This window comes from Streptomyces bicolor (assembly GCF_000719285.1).
Classification (GTDB): domain Bacteria; phylum Actinomycetota; class Actinomycetes; order Streptomycetales; family Streptomycetaceae; genus Streptomyces; species Streptomyces bicolor.
Genome location: NZ_JOFS01000027.1, coordinates 42,265 through 60,299 on the forward strand (window position 1 = coordinate 42,265; position 18,035 = coordinate 60,299).

Genomic DNA, 18,035 nt, shown 5'->3' on the forward strand with positions numbered 1-18,035 from the left:
GCGGCGCTGACGCGTGTCTCCATCGAACGCTCATCGCCTCCTGGAGCACTCATGAGCATCAGCCATGCCCCACCCAGCTCTCCCAAGAAGGATATTTCCTCTAAATCCGGCTTCGAGAGCTCGGCCTCCGTCGATGTCGTCCCCCTCCTCCCCGCGTCCTCCCGCCGCACCCGCGTCCCGCGCTGGCTGCGCCGCACGACCGGCCCCGTCCTGCTCCTCGCCCTGTGGCAACTGCTCAGCAGCACAGGCGTGTTGACCGCCGACGTCCTCGCCTCGCCCGGCCGCATCGCGCAGGTCGCGGGCGATCTGATCGCCGACGGCTCACTGCCCTCGGCCATGGGTACGTCCCTCCAGCGCGTCGCCGCCGGGCTGGCGCTCGGCACCGTCGTCGGCACCGGACTCGCCCTCGTCTCCGGCCTGTTCCGGATCGGCGAGGACCTGGTGGACGCGCCCGTCCAGATGCTGCGGACCGTGCCGTTCGTCGGGCTCATCCCGCTGTTCATCATCTGGTTCGGCATCGGCGAGGCGCCCAAGGTCGCCATCATCACGCTCGGCGTGACGTTCCCGCTGTACCTGAACGTCTACGCCGGGATCCGCGGCGTGGACGCCCAGTTGATCGAGGCCGGGGAGTCCCTCGGGCTGTCCAGGCGGGGGCTCGTGCGGCACGTCGTACTGCCCGGTGCGCTGCCGGGGGCCCTGACCGGCCTGCGCTACTCGCTCGGCATCGCCTGGCTGGCCCTCGTCTTCGCCGAGCAGGTCAACGCCGACTCCGGCATCGGGTTCCTCATGGTGCAGGCGCGGGACTTCCTGCGGACCGACGTGATCGTGGTCTGCCTGATCGTCTACGCCTTCCTCGGCCTGTTCGCCGACTTCATCGTCCGCTCCCTCGAAAGGCTGCTGTTGCAATGGCGACCGACGTTCACCGGCCGGTGAGCCCCGAGGCCGCACCGGCCCTCCGGCCCACCCAGGCCGTGCATGTGGCGGGACTGACCCGCTCCTTCGACGGGCGTGCCGTCATCGACCGGCTCCAACTCGACGTGCAACCGGGTGAGTTCGTCGCCCTCCTCGGCCGCAGCGGCTGCGGCAAGTCCACCCTGCTGCGCATCCTCGCCGGCCTCGACCGCGACATCGAGGGCACCGTCCTGGTGCCGCGCCGCAAGGCCGTCGCCTTCCAGGCGCCGCGGCTGATGCCGTGGAAGAAGGTGTGGCGCAATGTGCTGCTCGGCCTGCCGGGCAAGCCCGGTCGTGCCGTCGCCGAGCAGGCGCTCAAGGAGGTCGGCCTGGACCACCGTACGGACGCCTGGCCCAAGACGCTCTCCGGCGGCGAGGCCCAACGCGCCTCACTGGCACGGGCGTTGGTCCGCGAGCCCGATCTGCTGCTGCTCGACGAGCCGTTCGGCGCGCTCGACGCACTCACCCGCATCAAGGCCCAGCGCCTGGTCGGGGAGTTGTGGCAGCGGCGCGGCTGCGCGGTTCTGCTCGTCACCCACGACGTGGAGGAGGCCGTACTCCTCGCCGACCGCGTCCTCGTGATGGACGACGGGGTCATCGCGCACGAGCAGCGCATCGACCTCGACCGGCCGCGCGACATCACCGACCCCCGGTTCGCCGAACTGCGTGCCCGACTGCTGGAGCGCCTCGGTGTCGACACCGCCGCCGAAGCCGCCTGACCACCCACCTCAGAACGGAACCACCATGCGACGACGCCTCGTCCCCGCCGCGCTCCTCCTCCCCTTCGCGCTCCTGCTCACCGCCTGCGGCGGCAACTCGGCAGCTTCGACGGACACCGACGGCCAGGGCTCCCTCACCCTCAACGTCGGTGACCAGAAGGGCGGTTCGGAGGCCATCCTGCGCGCTGCCGGAGAGCTCGAGAACCTCGACTACAAGATCAAGTGGTCGACCTTCGCCTCCGGCCCGCCGCTGCTGGAGGCCGTCAACGCCAAGGCCGTCGACATCGGCGGCGTCGGCAACACCCCGCCGGTCTTCGCGGCGGGCGCGGGCTCGAAGATCACGGCGGTGGCCGCCTTCAAGGGCACCTCCAAGGGCGACGCGATCCTCGTGCCGAACGACTCGAAGCTGACGAGGCCCGAGCAGCTCAAGGGCAGGTCGATCGCCGTGGCGCAGGGCTCCTCCGCCAACTACCAGCTGGTCGCGTCCCTCAAGAAGGTCGGCCTGAGCCTGGGCGACGTCAAGGTCAAGTACCTGCAACCGGCCGACGCGCTGGCCGCGTTCACGGCAGGCAAGGTCGACGCGTGGGCGGTGTGGGACCCGTACACCTCCCAGGTACTCCAGTCCAGGCAGGGCCGGATCCTGACGACCGGCGACGGGATCACCAACGGCCTGACCTTCCAGGTGGCGGCGCCCTCCGCGCTGCAGGACAAGAAGAAGGCCGCCGCCATCAAGGACTACCTGGAGCGGCTGCGGCGCGCCACGGCGTGGGTGCACGACCACCAGGAGGAGTGGGCCAAGGTCTGGGCGAAGGACACCGGGCTGCCGTACGAGGTGGCGCTGGCCTCGGTCAAGCGCACCAACGCCACCCGGATCTCGGTCGCGGTGGACAAGCCGCTCGTCGCCTCCGAGCAGGAGATCGCCGACACCTTCACCGAGCTGAAGCTGATCCCGACGAAGGTGGACTTCGGCGAGTTCGTGGACACGCGGTACAACGGTGACCTGCCGCCGTCGACCACGCGGGCCTTCGCCTCGGAGGGTTCCTGACCCGACCTGTACGCGGGGGTCCGTACGGTCCGCCTGTAGGCGGCAGGTCCGTACGGTCCGCCTCGGGAAGATCCGCGCCCCCGAGGCTGTTAGTAGAAGCGTGAACAATACCGAGGCGGTCGAGGAAATCGACGTCGTCGTCATAGGCGCTGGTCAGGCAGGACTGTCCAGCGCCTACCACCTACGGCGCACCGGCTTCGAGCCGGGCCGCGACTTCGTCGTCCTCGACCACTCCCCCGCACCCGGCGGCGCCTGGCAGTTCCGGTGGCCCTCCCTGACCTACGGCAAGGTGCACGGGATGCACTCGCTGCCCGGTATGGAGCTGACCGGCGCCGATCCCGAGAGGCCGTCGTCGGAGGTGATCGCCGAGTACTTCCACGACTACGAGCGGACCTTCGACCTGCGGGTCCGGCGACCCGTCGAGGTCCGTGCCGTGCGGGAGGGACCGGACGGGCGGCTGCTCGTCGAGAGCTCGGCGGGGACCTGGGCGACGCGGGCGCTGATCAACGCGACCGGCACCTGGGACCGGCCGTTCTGGCCGCGCTACCCCGGCCAGGAGACGTTCCTGGGGCGGCAGTTGCACACCGCGCAGTACCCCGGGCCCGAGGAGTTCGCCGGGCAGCGGGTCGTGGTCGTGGGCGGCGGCGCCTCCGGTACCCAGCATCTGCTGGAGATCGCTCCGTACGCGGCGACCACGACGTGGGTCACGCGGCGTCCGCCCGTGTTCCGCGAGGGCCCGTTCACCGAGGACGTGGGCCGGGCCGCCGTCGCACTGGTCGAGGAGCGGGTGCGGCAGGGGCTGCCACCGAAGAGCGTCGTGTCGGTCACGGGACTGCCCCTGAACGACGCCATCCGGCAGGGGCTCGCGGACGGGGTACTGGACCGGCAGCCCATGTTCGACCGGATCACACCGGACGGGGTGGAGTGGAAGGACGGCCGTCACGTGGCCGCCGACGTCATCCTGTGGGCGACAGGCTTCCGGGCCGCCATCGACCACTTGGCCCCGCTGCGCCTGCGCGAGCCGGGCGGCGGAATCCGGGTGGAGGGGACGCGCGCGGTCGCCGATCCCCGCGTCCATCTCGTCGGCTACGGCCCGTCCGCCAGCACGATCGGCGCAAACCGGGCCGGCCGGGCGGCCGTACGGGACATCAGGCGGTTGCGGGCGCAGACGCTCCGCTGGGAGGGCGGCGACTACGGAAGTGCCGCGTGATGTCGTCAGTCGTCTGCGGCGCAGTCGTGGCTTGTCGCGCCCACGCGGCGGAGCCGCACATCACACAGCCCCGCACCCCTGAGGGCGTTTCCCGTCCGCCAGCCTCGACGGGCCGCCGGATCACTTCCCCGCCCGCGGGCTCGCCTTCTGCTGGGCGTTGAACTCTGCGACATTGCGCTGGTGTTCCGCGTAGTCGGCCGTGAAGCGGGTGTCGCCCGGCTTGACCGTGACGAAGTACAGCCAGTCGCCCGGCGAAGGGCTGATCGCGGCGCGCATCGCCTCCTCGCCCGGGTTGCTGATCGGCGTGGGCGGCAGACCCATGCGCTGGTACGAGTTGTAGGGGCTCTCGATCCGGGTGTCGGCCTCGGTGGTCCGGAGAGTGGAGCGGCCGAGCGCGTAGTTGATGGTGGAGTCCATCTGCAACGGCATCCCGCGTTCGAGCCGGTTGAAGACGACCCGTGCCACCTTGCCCATGTCGGCCTTGCTGCCGGCCTCGGCCTGGACGATGCTCGCGATGGTGACCGCCTGATAGACGTTCATGGCGTTGCGCTGCGCGCCGGCGGCGATCGGAGCGCCGCTGAACTTCTTGTTGGCGGTGTCGACCATGGCCGACAGCAGGGACTCCGGCGTCGCCCGCTTGCCGCCCCGCTCCAGCGGATACGTCGCCGGGAAGAGATAGCCCTCGGGGTTGCCGTCGGCGTCGTTCGGCAGCTTGAGGTCGAGCTTCTCGAGGGACTTCTTCGTGGAACCGGGCGGCAGGGCGAGGGCCTTGTCGACGGCGTCGTAGACCTGGCTCGCGCGCCAGCCCTTCGGGACCACCAGCGAGGTGGGCTTCGGCTTCTCCTCGCCCGTGCTCAACAGCGGCACCGCCACGGCGGTGCCGGCCACGACTGCGCCGGCGGCGATGAGAGCGATACGGCCCCGGCGCGTCAGTCGAATCGTTCTCCGTGACGGAGTGTTCAAGTACATGCGGGAACGGTAACCCGCACATCCTTATAAACCCGACATAACGTCACCTGGTCGGCTCCAGTTGGGCGTCTCGGCGGACCAGCCCCGCATACCGCCCCTGCCGCTCCAACAGTTCCTCGTGCGTCCCCAGTTCCGCCACGCGCCCCGCGTCGAGGACCACGATCTGGTCGGCGCCCCGAATGGTGGACAGGCGGTGCGCGATGGTGACCGTGGTGCGGTTGGCGGACAGGGCGTCGATGGCCTCCTGGACGGCGTGTTCGGTGCGGGTGTCCAGCGCGCTGGTCGCCTCGTCGAGGATGAGGACCGGCGGATCCCGCAGGATCGTACGGGCGATGGCCAGACGCTGTTTCTCGCCTCCGGAGAAGCGGTAGCCGCGTTCGCCCACGACGGTGTCGTAGCCGTCGGGCAGGGCGGCGATGTGGTCGTGGATCTGGGCCGCCTTCGCCGCGGCGTGCAGTTCGTCGTCGGTGGCGTCCGGCTTGGCGAAGCGCAGGTTGTCGGCGACCGAGGCGTGGAAGAGGTACGTCTCCTGCGAGACGACGCCGACCGCGCGGGCGAGGGTGTCGAAGTCGAGGTCGCGTACGTCGACCCCGTCGAGGGTGACGCGGCCGCCCGTCACGTCGTACAGCCGCGGCACGAGATGGCCGAGGGTCGACTTTCCGGCGCCGGTCGGGCCGACGACCGCGAGGCTGCCGCCCGGCGGGACGGTGAGGTCGATGCCGTCGAGGATGGCGCCCCGCTGGTCGTCGTCGCCGTCGTACCGGAACTCGACGTTCTCGAAGCGGACCTCGCCCTTGACGCGGTCGAGGTGGACGGGGTCCGTCCGCTCGGTGATGTCGATGGGCAGGTCGAGGTACTCGAAGATGCGCTGGAAGAGCGCGAGCGAGGCCTGGATCTGGACGCCGGTGGACAGCAGGCTGACGGCCGGGCGGAACAGGCCCTGCTGGAGCGAGACGAAGGCGACGATCGTGCCGATGGAGACCTGCGGGCCGCCGAGTTGGAGGGCCATTCCCGCGGTCCAGTAGATGACGGCGGGCATCGCGGCCATGACGATGGTGATGACGGCCATGCGCCAGCGGCCCGCCATGTTCGACCTCACCTCGAGGTCGACCAGCCGCTCGGACTCGTCGGCGAAGGCCGTCGTGAGCGAGTCGGACCGGCCCATCGTGCGGCCGAGCAGGATGCCGCTGACCGAGAGCGACTCGGTGACCGTGGCGGCCATCGCGGCCATCTGCTTCTGCCGCTGGGTGGTGATCTTCTTGCGCTCGTTGCCGACGCGGCGGCTGATCCAGACGAAGACCGGCAGCAGGAGCAGCGACACGACGGTCAGCCGCCAGTCGAGCGCGATCATCGCGACGATCGTGGCGACCACGCTGGTGGCGTTGGAGACCAGCGAGGTGGCGGTGGAGGTGACGGTCGCCTGCATGCCGCCGATGTCGTTGGCGATGCGGGACTGGACCTCGCCGGTGCGGGTGCGGGTGAAGAAGGCGAGCGACATGCGCTGGAGGCGGCCGTAGACCGCGGTGCGCAGGTCGTGCATGACGCGCTGGCCGACCGTGGTGGAGATCAGCGTCTGCAGCACGCCGAACACGCTGGTGAGGACGGCACTGAGGATCATGCCCAGCGCGAGCAGACTGAGCAGCCCGGTGCGGCCCTCGGGGATCGCGACGTCGAGGATCGCCTTCAGCAGGAAGGGCGTGGCGACGCCGACCAGCGACGAGGCGCCGACGAGCAGGCCGACGACGGCGAGGCGGCCGCGGTACGGACGGAAGAGCTTCAGGATGCGGCGCACCTGCCGTGGTTGCTGGTTCTCGGCGGCGGGTGGCGTCCAGGTGGGTGCGTTGTCGGGATGCATGGGCTCCTACGGAGGTGTGGTGAGGCGGACTGACGGACCTTAGCTCATTGTTACCTATGCTCACAATGAATGTCGTCCTGATATTGTTCCCGCATGACCACCCCCGATCCCGACGGCCCGCTCGCCGAGCAGCTGCTGCGCTTCACCCGCCGGGTCCACCGCATCCAGAAACAGCACCTGCTGCGGTGCGGCCTGGGTGTCACCCCGGCCCAGTCCCGCCTCCTGCGCACGCTCGCGCACTACGGCTCACCGCCCCGGATGGCCGATCTCGCCGAGCGCCTCGAGGTGGTCCCGCGCGCGGTGACGTCGCTGGTCGACGGCCTGGAGGCGAGCGGGAAGGTACGACGGGTGCCGGATCCGACGAACCGGCGGGTGATCCGGATCGAGCTCACCGACGACGGGCGGGGGGCCCTGCGGGAGCTGCATGACGCGCGACGGTCGGCGGCGGAGGAGATTCTGGCGCCGCTCACGGACGAACAGCGCGCGGTGCTGGGCGAGTTGCTGGACACGCTGATCGATGGGGGAACCGGGCGGCGCTGCTGAACGGCGGGCGGCGGGCACCGAACGGGCCGCGGCCCCCTCCAGTGGGTGGAGGGGGCCGCGGCCTGCTGTGCTGGTTGGGCTCAACCGGCCTCGGAAGCGGTCTCCTTGTTCGACTGAGCGGGAACGGTGACCGGCTCCCCGGACTCCGGCGTCTCGGACTTCTTGAGCTGCGCCTTCTCCGGTTCCTCGTCCTCCAGATCCACCACGATCTCGCCGTCCAGGACCTTCCTCGCCCGCTCCTTGTCCAGCGCGCCCTCCCAGCGGGAGACCGCGAAGACGGCGACACAGTTGCCGAGCAGGTTGGTGACGACGCGCATGGAGTCCATGATGCGGTCCACGCCGAGGAGCAGGGCGACGGCTCCGGCCGGGATGGCGCCCAGCGAGGATGCGGTCGCGGACAGCGCGAGGAACGCCGAGCCGGGGATGCCCGCCATGCCCTTGCTGGTCAGCATCAGCACCAGGATCACGGTGACCTGCTGGCTGAAGCTGAGGTCCACGCCCACGGCCTGGGCGATGAACAGCGTACCGATGGACAGGTAGAGCGAGGCGCCGTCGAGGTTGAAGGAGTAGCCCGTCGGCAGCACCAGGCCCACGGAGTCGTCGCGGGCGCCGGCCTTGCGCAGCTTCTGCATCACACGCGGCAGGACCGACTCGGTGGACGCGGTGCCGAGCGCGAGCAGCATCTCCTCACGGATGTAGCGGAGGAACTTCCAGAGGCTGAGCCCGGTGACGACCTTCAGGGCGATGGCGAGGAGCGCGATGAAGAGCGCCGCGGCCGCGTAGCACAGGATGATCAGCTTGCCGTAGGTCTCGATCACCCCGAGCCCGTAGTTGCCGATCAGGACGGCCATGGCGCCGAACACCGCGATCGGGGCCAGCCGCATGACGAAGCCCACGATCGCGAAGATGATCTCTTGGGCCTGTTCGATGGCGGGCAGCACCTGCGGCACCTTGGTGTGGCCGAGGTGCAGCAGCGCGGCGCCCACCAGGCAAGCCAGGATGAGCACCTGGAGCAGGGAGTTCTCGGCGAAGGCGCCGATGAACGAGGTGGGAATCGCGTTGAGGGCGAACTCGGTCGTCGAGGGCAGCGAACCGCCGTTCGTCTTCGCGTCGACCGCCGAGGTGTCGAGCGTGGACGGGTCGACGTTCATCCCGGACCCGGGCTGGACGACATTCGCGGCGAGGAGCCCGACGAGCAGGGCGAGGGTGCTCGCGACCTCGAACCAGATCAGCGCCTTCAGGCCGATCCGGCCGAACGCCTTCAGGTCACCGGCCTTGGCGATGCCGACGACGACCACGCAGAACACGAGCGGCGAGATGATCGTCTTGATGAGCCGGATGAAACCGTCGCCGAGCGGCTGAAGATCCGCGGCGAAGCCGGGCCACAGCTTCCCGACGACGATTCCGAGCACGAGCGCGCAGGCGACCTGCGCGAAGAGAGAGGTACGCAGCATGCGTGCGACGCGTCGCGGCAGGGACGGTACGGACGGCGGCACGGGCACTCCTTGGGGACGGCGGCACACAGAAGGCCATGGGGCGACGGGGGACTTCTGCCATACGGAAAGCGGATTCCGTGCCGATCACTTTGCGGGTGATGTTGGTCCCGCACAAGGCCCACGTGTTGCATCCGTGTAAATCACGCCCTGAGTGACGCATCGCACACACCCCGCCTCAACAGCCGCTGCGGTCCTCGGTGAGCACCCCTTGGACGGTGGTCAGAGAACGGTCGTAGCAGCCGCCCGAGCCGTACAGCCGGTAGCGCTCGTTCGTCGTGCCGACCGCGTGCCGCTGGTCGCGCGGCACGTTCAACGTCCAGGCGGCGTCACCCGTGTAGGTGTCGTCGAGCCGCGACCACACGGTTCGTCGTCCGTCCTGGGTGGTCACGACCGCGGCACGGTCACCGAGGGTCAGCACGGTGCGCAGCCGGTCGCCCGCGCCGATCGTGATCGAGCCGTCCATCGTGTACGTCCGCTGAGTACGGGTCGTGCGGGCCGGTCCGCGTCCGTCGACCGTGATCGACTCCTCGTCCGTCCAGGTGGCGTCAAGAGCGTCCAGGTTCTCGCCGTCGGTCCAGCGGTGCGCGGAGTCGTTCGCGAGCGACCGGCGCACGGTGGTCGTCACCCTGCCGTGCGAGGTGTCGACGTAGCCCGCGACGGTCAGCCGGTGACCACCCTCGGTGTCCACCCGGTGCTGCGAACCGGGCGTGTACGTCGAGGAGTTGGCGAGGTCGCCGACCCGGTGCGCGGTGAGCTTCCCGGCGACGTGTGCGCTCTTCGCGTCCTGCCAGACGAGGACGTTCACCGGCGCGCTCCAGCCGCTCTGCCCCTCGGGGACGCCGGCCACGGAGACCTCGACGCGGTGCGGGCGGCCGTCGTTGAGGATGCCGGCGAACGGAGTCAGGTCGTATTCGATCGGCTTGACGTCGAAGGCGCGCGGTCCCGGGATGACGTACCAGAGGAAGGGGTTGGACCAGCCGCCGGTCCACACATGCGGGAACGGCGCGGCGATTCCGGCAAGCCGGCCGTCGACCTTGATCTGCACTTCGCGGTAGGGGCCGCCGGCGGCCTTGCAGGAGTAGGGCGCCGGGTCGGGCGCCGACAGGTACCAGAACTCCTCGCAGCCGCCGCCGGACCCGGTGGCGTACACCTCGGCGACGATGCGTTCGCTGTTGCGCGGGGTGGTGAGGGTGCCGTTCTGGAGGGTGAGGACGCGGTCGGGGGTGGCGGCCGGGCGGGTGCGGGGCGCGGCGGGGTAGTCGGTGGCCTCGGCGGAGCGGCCGGCGTAGAACGTCAGCGTGACCTTGACGTCGATGACGCCGGTGTACGTGTCGTTGACCACGTTCCCGATGAGCATCTCGACGTCCTGGCCACGGCGGAGGGTGTCGCTGTAGCGCGTGACGTCCTTCTCCACGGACCACTCGATGCCGTCGGGCGACGGCTCCGGAGTCGACGTACGGAAGATCTCGACGCCGCCGACCTGCAGATAGCCGAGCCGGTCGTACTGACGTCCCTTGACCTTGCCGTCCATCCGCAGCACGACCTTGCTCCAGCGGTCGCCGCAGTCCTTGGGGGGTGTGTACGTGCCCCGGTACGGGGTGAAGTCGCGGAACTGGGCCTCGGCGACGGTGACTTGACAGGACTTGCCGGAAGGTCTGGTGACGGGTGGGCCGGCGGTGATGGGGTCGTGCCAGTCGGTGCCGAACTCGGCGGGCACATCGGCCGATCGGGCGGGGGCCGCCCCGAGGAACGAGGTCGCCAGGAGGGTCGCTCCTGCGAGCATGGACATGACGATCCGTCTCTTCATGGCCGTGTTCTATGGGGAGTTGGGCATTCGCCGCAATGACGCCTCCTGCGTCAGTGCGAGCTTTTCAGGTCGGCCCTGTCCCCCATCACCACCACGGGATGCCGGTTCGGATCGAGCGTGCGCAGCAGGTACTCCATCGCTGATTCGGACAAACTCACGCAGGCCGACGTGCCACTGCCGTGGTCCATGTGCAACCAGATGCCACCGCCCTTCGCCTCGCCCTCGGGGCGGGTGGGGTCGTTGGGCGGGGTGCCCTTGACGCGGTTGTAGTCGATGGCGATGACGTAGTCGAAGTCGTGCCAGTACGACTTCTCCCACCAGCGCGGCGCAGCGAAGGCCGCGGACCTCGTGTACGGCAGCCCGGACCCGGGGTTCTTCCGTACACCGCCCGCGTCGCTCAGCGTGAACACACCGACTGGGCTCCGCTTGTCGCCCTCGCGGTGATCGGTCGTCCAGCCCTTCCTGCCGTTGTGCGCGGGCCAGCTGCGGGTGCGTTCCCAGGTGGAGCCTTGTCTGGTGTAGAGCACGACCGTGGATTCCGGGGAGTCCTTGCCGTCGCCGTAGACCGCCACGACCTGGCGGGAGTCGGCGGGGATGCGCCGCTGCCAGCGGTCGCCGACGCCCGGGATGCGCCTCGGATCCGGCGTCGGATCCGCGGCGTCGGCCGGGTGCGTGCGGGCGGACTTGCCGACGTCCTCGCCCGCGCCGTGCCGCGCGCCCTGACACGCGGTCAGGGTCGTCACGGCCACCAGGAGGGATCCGAGGGCCGCCGTCGCGACCGTCGCACGCCATGCTCCGCCGTTCCGCATCACTCCATGGTGACACCGCGTTCGGCATGACCGCGGGATCGGGGGGCGACGGGGCGGGCCGAGTTGCGGGATCGGCGGGACGAGCCGAGTTGCGGGATCCGCCGGCTGGCGGAGTTGGCGACCGCTCCGCGTTCCCGGTTGGGGACCAGAACTGTGCGGCGCGGCGGAAAACCGTTTGCGTCCGACCACGCTGCGACGCGAACCTGTCACGGTTTGCTGCCGCCGTGCGCGTCCCCCACCACGCATCGGCACCGGACCGACCCCATCACCCCCATCCCTGATCCCCCCACTGACACGAGCCACTGGGACGTCATGCAGATTCAAGACCTTCCGTATCCCGATCCAGGTGTGCCGGACGCACGCTCGGGTCCCCGATTCCTGTGGTGGCTCTTCCGGAACCAGCTGGGCGGACAGCTGAAGTCCCTGGCCTGGGGGCTGCTGCACTTCCTGTCCGTCTCCGCGCTGCCGTTCTGCGTCGGTGTCGCCGTGCAGGCCGTGGTCGACCGCTCGGGTGCGCGACTCGCCCTCGCGGGCGGCCTGTTGGCACTGTGCGCCGCCGGCAACGCGATCGGCGACACCTTCCTGCACCGCACCGCCGTCACCAACTGGATCACGGCCGCCGCCCGCGTCCAGCAGGTACTGGCCCGCAAGGCCGCCCAGCTGGGCTCCGCGCTGACCCGACGTGTCGCGGCCGGTGAGGTCGTGGCCGTCTCCACGGGTGACGTCGAGAAGATCGGCTGGTTCGTCGAGGCCTGGTCGCGGTTCACCGCGGCGGCGGTCACCATCGTGGTGGTCTGCGTCGGCCTGGTGGTCTACCAGCCGGCGCTCGGTGTGGTCGTCGCCGTGGGCCTGCCCGTGCTGGCGGTCGCCGTGCTGCCGCTGCTGCCCCGGGCGACCCGGCGGGCCGACTTCCAGCGTGAGAAGGCGGGCCGCGCCACCGAGTTGGCCTCGGACACCGTCGCCGGACTGCGGGTCCTGCGCGGCATCGGCGGCGAGGAGCTCTTCCTCGACCGCTACCGCAGCGCCTCCCAGGAGGTACGCCACGCCGCCGTGCGCAGCGCCCGGATGTGGTCCCTGATCTCGGCGATCCAGGTACTGCTGCCGGGCCTGCTGCTGATCGGCGTGGTCTGGTACGGCGTCCAACTGGCCCGCGAGGGCCGCGTCACCGTCGGCGAACTCGTCGCCGTCTACAGCTCGATCATGATCCTCACCTATCCGCTCCGGCACTTCGAAGAGATCGCGATGGCCTACTCCTTCTCACGTCCCTCGGCCCGGCGGGCCGCGCGCGTGCTCTCCCTGGAGCGGGCCACCGACACCGACGGATCGCGCGACGGCTCCGAGGTGCCCTCCGGGGACCTGTACGACCCGGCCACCGGACTGCTCGCCCCCACGGGCCGGCTCACCGCCGTGGTGTGCGGCGACCCGGACACGGCGGGGCGGCTGGCCGAACGGCTGGGCGGCCACGCCTCGGAGGAGGGCACTCCGGTCCTCCTGGGCGGCGTCCCACTGGACGAGTTGCCGCTCGACAGCGCCCGTACGGCCGTCCTCGTGCAGGACAAGGACCCGGTGCTGCTCTCCGGCACGCTGCGCGAACTGTTCGACGTGCCGAGGTCGGGCGACGTCGGTGCCGAGGAGGCGCTGGCGGCAGCGCAGTGCGCGGACGTCCTGGCCGCCCTGGTCCAGGGGTCGCTGGGCGCCGAGGACCCGATGGACGCCCGTATCACCGAACGCGGCCGGTCCCTCTCCGGCGGCCAGCGCCAGCGCCTCGCGCTCGCCCGGTCGCTGATCACGGACCCGGAGGTGCTGGTCCTGGACGAGCCGACGTCGGCCGTCGACTCCCACACGGAGGCCCGGATCGCGGAGGGCATGCGGAACCTGCGGGCGGGGCGCACCACGGTGGTGTTCACCTCCTCCCCCCTGCTCCTGGACCGCGCCGACCGGGTCGTCCTCGTCCACGAGGGCGAGGTCGCGGCCGTCGGCGTACACCGCGAGCTGGTCCACGCCGAACCGCGGTACCGGGCGGTGGTGACCCGGGAGACCGAGGAAGAGGCCGCCCTCAACGGAGCGCTGGGCAAGGAAGCCTCCCAGTCCTCCCTCAAGGACGTACTGAAGGAACTGGAAGAGATCGAGGAGTCGGCATGATCGGCGTGGCGCCACCGGCGTACGACCCGGCCGCCCCGACAACGGCGAACACCCTGCCGGTCGGCGCCCCCGCGACCGTACGCGCCTATGTGGTCGAGTTGTTCCGCAGGCACCGCCGTGCCTTCCTCCTCCTCGTCTCCGTCAACACGGTCGCCGTGGTGGCCTCGATGGCGGGGCCCTGGCTGCTGGGCGGGCTGGTGGAGCGGGTGTCGGCCGGCGTCGCCGAGCGCGAACTCCATCTGGAGCTCACCGTCGGCCTGTTCGTGGCCGCACTCGTCGTCCAGGCCGGGTTCGTACGGCAGGTGCGGCTGCGCGGCGCGATGCTCGGCGAACGGATGCTGGCCGATCTGCGCGAGGACTTCCTCGTCCGGTCGGTCGGGCTGCCGCCCGGTGTCCTCGAGCGGGCCGGGACGGGCGATCTGCTGTCCCGGATCACGACGGACATCGACCGGCTGGCCAACGCGATGCGCGAGGCGGTGCCCCAGCTGGCGATCGGTGTGGTGTGGGTGGTCCTGCTGCTCGGCGGGCTCGTCGTCACCGCGCCGCCGCTGGCCGCCGCCGTGCTGCTCACCATGCCCCTGCTCGTGATCGGCTGCCGCTGGTACTTCAAGCGGGCGCCGTCCGCCTACCGCTCGGAGGCCGCCGGGTACGCCGCCGTGGCCGCCGCGCTCGCCGAGACCGTGGACGCCGGGCGCACCATCGAGGCCCACCGCCTCGGTGAGCGACGGGTGGAGCTGTCGGAGCGGCGGATCAAGGAGTGGACGGCTTGGGAGCGCTACACGCTCTGGCTGCGGTCGGTGCTCTTCCCGTTCATCAACGTCACCCACGTGATGATCCTCGGCTCGGTCCTGATGGTCGGTGGCGTGTTCGTCCTGCAGGGCTGGATCGGGATCGGTCAGCTGACGACGGGTGCACTCATCGCGCAGATGCTGGTGGATCCCGTCGGGCTCATCCTGCGCTGGTACGACGAGCTGCAGGTGGCCCAGGTGTCGCTGGCCCGGCTGGTCGGGGTCCGGGACATCGAACCGGAGGCCGGGGACGCCCTGCTGTCGCCCGAGGGACGCGACGTGCACGCCGACCGGGTGCACTTCGGCTACCTGGAGGGCGTGGACGTACTCCGCCAGGTCTCCCTGGAGGTCGCGCCCGGCACCCGGCTGGCGCTGGTGGGTCCCTCGGGTGCCGGCAAGTCGACCCTGGGCCGGCTGCTCGCCGGCATCTACGCGCCCCGCGACGGCCGGATCACCCTGGGCGGTGCGGAACTGTCCCGGATGACCGCCGAGCAGGTCCGCTCCCACGTGGCCCTGGTGAACCAGGAGCACCACGTCTTCGTGGGCACCCTGCGCGACAACCTGCTGCTGGCCCGCACCGACGCGACCGACACCGAGCTGTGGGCGGCGCTGGGCGCGGTCGACGCGGACGAATGGGCCCGTGCGCTCGACGACGGCCTGGACACCGAGGTCGGCTCGGGCGGGTTCTCGCTCACCCCGGCCCAGGCCCAGCAGATCGCGCTGGCCCGCCTGGTATTGGCCGACCCGCACACGCTGGTCCTGGACGAGGCGACCTCGCTCCTCGACCCACGCGCGGCTCGCCACCTGGAGCGCTCCCTGGCCCGCGTCCTCGACGGCCGCACCGTGGTCGCCATCGCCCACCGCCTCCACACCGCCCACGACGCGGACATCATCGCCGTCGTCGAGAACGGCCGCATCACCGAGCTGGGCAGCCATGACGACCTGGTCAGCGCCGACGGGGCGTACGCGGCGCTGTGGCGGTCCTGGCACGGGTGAGCGGGGGTGCGCGGGGGGCTCGGCCGCCGATCGGGGTGGGTTGCGCGGGGGCTGGGCCGCCCACCGGGGCGGGGTGCGCCGGGGCTCGGCCGCCGACCGGGACAGGACACGTGAGGGCTGGGCCGCCGACCGGGACGCGTTGCGCCCGGGCTCGGCCGCCGACCAGGACTGGATGCGCCAGGCCTCGGCCCCCGACCAGGGCTGGATGCACCGGGCCTCGGCCCCCGACCGGCGTTCAGAGCCGGGCTCGCCGGGTTCGGCCGACAGCGGCTGCGAGCCGGCGTGGCGGGCCTCGGCCCACCGCCGGCCGGGATGCGGTCGCGTACCGGAGCGACGATGCTTCGGCGACCGCCGTCGCAAACCGGGGTGGCAGGGCTGGGCCGACCACGGTCGCGAACCGGGGTGAAGGGGCTCGGTCCACCACAGCCACAACCCGAGGTGAGGGATCTCGACCCACCTCAGCCCCAAGCCGGGGTGACGGGTCTCGGTCCACCACAGTCTCAACCCGAGGTAGCAGGTCGCGGCCCACCACAGTCGCCTCCCGAGCTGACGGGCCCAGGCGTCACGGAGTGCGGTCGGCGGGGTGCAGAGAGCCCGGGTGGTATGGACCGGCCAGCCGCTGTCCTGCCCAGCGCGGCGGCGCGGCTGGCGGCGTGGCCGATCCGCAGGCCTCGCCCTGGCGCCGTGCCGTTGCGCCGGGGCGAAGAGGGGTGGAAGGCTGGATAGCGGCACCGGTTCGGGGGCACCCGGAAACCACGCGATTCTCGCCGGGTGCGGCCTGTGCCCCGCGCCGCGGCGGCCCGCCGTCGACCGCGGTGACCTCGGGCCCGTCCCCACCACCTGGAGGTACCCGTGAACAGCGCCGACGGATGGGGGGACGACGTCTACCAGCCCGACGCATCCGATCAACGTGAGGACACGGGGCTGCTCGACGCTGAGGACACCCTGGTGAACGACGGCGTCGACGACCCCCTGGACCGGGGCTGGTCCCCTCCGGAGCGGCCGTGGGCTGTGGAGCACAGCGGCGTCACGGCCGCCGAGCGCCGGGAGGGCGAGACCCTCGACCAGCGGCTCGCCGAGGAGCTGCCCGACCTCGTCCCGCAGGACGGCGACGGCCTGGGCGACGCCGAGGGCACCGACGGGGAACTTCTCGACAACGAGGTCGGCGCCACGCGCTCCGGCCGCCTCGTGGCTCCCGACGAAGGAGCCCATGAGGACGAGGAGAGCGCGCTCGTCGCGACGGACGTGGGCATCGACGGCGCGGCGGCGTCCGCCGAGGAGGCGGCCATGCACATCGTCGACGAGGACGCCCTGTACGGCTGACCGCCGTACGACCGACCGCACCGCCCCGTGTGGCTCGGTTCCCGCGCCTTCGGCCTCGCACCATCGGCCCTTTCCGCCGCCAGAGGAGGAGTTCGCATGCAGCAGGACAAGCACCCCGACTACCAGCCGGTGGTCTTCCGCGACCGCGCCGCCGGCTACGCCTTCCTGACCCGATCCACCGCGTCCAGTGACCAGACCATCGAATGGGACGACGGCGAGACCTACCCGGTCGTGGACGTCGAGATCTCCTCGGAGAGCCACCCGTTCTACACCGGCAAGGCGAGGACCGTTGACTCGGAGGGGCGCGTCGCGGCCTTCGAGCGGCGCTACGGCGGCGGAACGAGCCAGGGCGGCTGAGCGAGCCAGGGCGGCTGAGCGCCGGAGTACTTCCCTTACACAGGTCCGGAGTACCCCCGTTGCGCAGATGCCGAGCGGTTGCCCTCGGTCGGGACGCCGAGGGCCCCTCCCCCTCAGATGACGTTCAGCGCCGCCGCGCAGCCCACCCCGCCGAGCACCATGAACGCCGGCATCAGCACCTTGAGCTCGACCCAGCTGCCCGCCCGGAACCGCATGGCCTTCGGCGGGCCCACCGGGTACCACCGCTTGCGGCCGACCGGGATCGGCCAAAGGATCGGGCAGCCGGAGACCGTCAGGGCGTCCCCGATGTCGTGCACCAGCGCGCCCAGCACGATCGGCAGCCCCAGCCACAGGTACTCCTGGCCGGGCGCCGTGAACAACCAGTCCGAGCCGTTGCCCGGCTTGTCCAGGACCCCGGCGAGGATCCACGAGCTGGTCGCGGCCAGCAGCCAGACCAGGACATCGGCGCTGGAGCCGCGGGTCGCGCGCCACAGCAGGCCCTCGATGGCCAGCACCATGTGCGCGAACAGGATCGCCAGCACCGCCCAGCGCCCGCCGGTGATCGCCAGGACCGAGGCGCCCCCGCCGATCAGGACCGCCCACAGCCAGGTGTGCGTGAGCGTGCGATGCCCACCGGAGCGACGCGAGTCGCCCTGCTTCTTGGTCGCCTTGTAGACGGCGTACGACAGCTTGTCGACGATCTCGCACAGCCAGCGCGACAGCGGCCCGAAGGCCCGCGAGATGGTGGCGGCCTTGTGATCGAGGTCCGGGGCGAGGGCCGCACCGGCGCAGATCAGCGCGCCGGCCAGCAGGACGGGCCAGGGCATCCCGTGTCCCGCCGCGGCGGCGGCCGCTCCGACGCCGAGCCAGGCCGCGGCCCCCGACAGTGAGTGTGCTGGTCCCATCATCGCCGTTGCCCGCCCCATTCCTCGTGTGCCGCTGTCCAGTTGACCGGGATCGCTGACTTGTCGTCGGCGACACAGAGTAGCGTTCGCGATCTTCGACCCCGCAGCCGATTCCCCTAT

The 18,035-nt window shown here is 71.1% G+C and carries 15 protein-coding genes; 9 read left to right on the forward strand and 6 right to left on the reverse strand.

Annotated features, from left to right (window positions below):
- The first annotated feature begins 51 nt into the window (after window positions 1-51).
- The 4 genes from IF78_RS0130065 (at window position 52) to IF78_RS0130080 (ending at window position 3,925) form a co-directional block, all read left to right on the forward strand.
- Window positions 52-933, forward strand: coding sequence for an ABC transporter permease (locus tag IF78_RS0130065; protein ID WP_031486024.1), 882 nt, complete (start codon window positions 52-54; stop codon window positions 931-933).
- Complete coding sequence (locus IF78_RS0130070) at window positions 906-1,670, forward strand: ABC transporter ATP-binding protein (RefSeq protein ID WP_031486025.1); 765 nt, start codon at window positions 906-908, stop codon at window positions 1,668-1,670. Before IF78_RS0130065 ends, IF78_RS0130070 begins: the two co-directional genes overlap by 28 nt.
- A 25-nt stretch (window positions 1,671-1,695) precedes the next feature.
- Window positions 1,696-2,715, forward strand: coding sequence for an ABC transporter substrate-binding protein (locus tag IF78_RS0130075; protein ID WP_031486026.1), 1,020 nt, complete (start codon window positions 1,696-1,698; stop codon window positions 2,713-2,715).
- A gap of 100 nt (window positions 2,716-2,815) precedes the next feature.
- A complete protein-coding gene (locus tag IF78_RS0130080; RefSeq protein ID WP_051828283.1) occupies window positions 2,816-3,925 on the forward strand; it encodes an NAD(P)-binding domain-containing protein in 1,110 nt (369 codons plus the stop codon).
- Between the two features lie 120 nt (window positions 3,926-4,045).
- Here the strand turns inward: IF78_RS0130080 and mltG are convergent, their stop codons facing one another.
- Together mltG and IF78_RS0130090 are read right to left on the reverse strand one after the other, a co-directional pair.
- Window positions 4,046-4,894, reverse strand: a complete 849-nt coding sequence (mltG, locus tag IF78_RS0130085; RefSeq protein ID WP_031486028.1) for an endolytic transglycosylase MltG — start codon at window positions 4,892-4,894, stop codon at window positions 4,046-4,048.
- Between the two features lie 43 nt (window positions 4,895-4,937).
- Window positions 4,938-6,749, reverse strand: coding sequence for an ABC transporter ATP-binding protein (locus IF78_RS0130090; RefSeq protein ID WP_031486029.1), 1,812 nt, complete (start codon window positions 6,747-6,749; stop codon window positions 4,938-4,940).
- Between the two features lie 93 nt (window positions 6,750-6,842).
- Between IF78_RS0130090 and IF78_RS0130095 the strand changes: the two genes are divergently transcribed.
- A complete protein-coding gene (locus IF78_RS0130095; protein WP_031486030.1) occupies window positions 6,843-7,292 on the forward strand; it encodes a MarR family winged helix-turn-helix transcriptional regulator in 450 nt (149 codons plus the stop codon).
- A gap of 80 nt (window positions 7,293-7,372) precedes the next feature.
- On the opposite strand, the gene IF78_RS0130100 is transcribed toward IF78_RS0130095, so the two are convergent.
- From IF78_RS0130100 to IF78_RS0130110, 3 genes are all read right to left on the reverse strand, one after another.
- The gene (locus IF78_RS0130100; protein WP_031486031.1) at window positions 7,373-8,788 is read right to left on the reverse strand and encodes a cation:dicarboxylate symporter family transporter; all 1,416 of its coding nucleotides are present in this window, start codon (window positions 8,786-8,788) and stop codon (window positions 7,373-7,375) included.
- Window positions 8,789-8,963: 175 nt separating this feature from the next.
- Window positions 8,964-10,595: a peptide-N4-asparagine amidase gene (locus IF78_RS0130105; RefSeq protein ID WP_031486032.1), complete on the reverse strand. Its 1,632-nt coding sequence runs from the start codon at window positions 10,593-10,595 to the stop codon at window positions 8,964-8,966.
- 50 nt (window positions 10,596-10,645) lie between these two features.
- Complete coding sequence (locus IF78_RS0130110; RefSeq protein ID WP_031486033.1) at window positions 10,646-11,404, reverse strand: L,D-transpeptidase family protein; 759 nt, start codon at window positions 11,402-11,404, stop codon at window positions 10,646-10,648.
- A 312-nt stretch (window positions 11,405-11,716) separates the two neighbouring features.
- On the opposite strand from IF78_RS0130110, the gene IF78_RS0130115 reads away from it, so the two are divergent.
- The 4 genes from IF78_RS0130115 to IF78_RS0130130 all read left to right on the forward strand — a co-directional run bounded on the left by IF78_RS0130115 (window position 11,717) and on the right by IF78_RS0130130 (window position 17,010).
- Window positions 11,717-13,546, forward strand: a complete 1,830-nt coding sequence (locus tag IF78_RS0130115; RefSeq protein ID WP_031486034.1) for an ABC transporter ATP-binding protein — start codon at window positions 11,717-11,719, stop codon at window positions 13,544-13,546.
- Entirely contained in the window at window positions 13,543-15,330 is a 1,788-nt protein-coding gene (locus IF78_RS0130120) for an ABC transporter ATP-binding protein (protein ID WP_031486035.1), read from the forward strand. The genes IF78_RS0130115 and IF78_RS0130120 overlap by 4 nt, the downstream gene beginning before the upstream one ends.
- Window positions 15,331-16,182: 852 nt before the next feature.
- A complete protein-coding gene (locus tag IF78_RS0130125) occupies window positions 16,183-16,653 on the forward strand; it encodes a DUF5709 domain-containing protein (protein ID WP_031486036.1) in 471 nt (156 codons plus the stop codon).
- Between the two features lie 96 nt (window positions 16,654-16,749).
- Window positions 16,750-17,010, forward strand: coding sequence for a type B 50S ribosomal protein L31 (locus tag IF78_RS0130130; RefSeq protein ID WP_031486037.1), 261 nt, complete (start codon window positions 16,750-16,752; stop codon window positions 17,008-17,010).
- A 113-nt stretch (window positions 17,011-17,123) separates the two neighbouring features.
- Here the strand turns inward: IF78_RS0130130 and IF78_RS0130135 are convergent, their stop codons facing one another.
- Window positions 17,124-17,918, reverse strand: coding sequence for a metal-dependent hydrolase (locus IF78_RS0130135; protein ID WP_031486038.1), 795 nt, complete (start codon window positions 17,916-17,918; stop codon window positions 17,124-17,126).
- Between the last annotated feature and the right edge of the window lie 117 nt (window positions 17,919-18,035).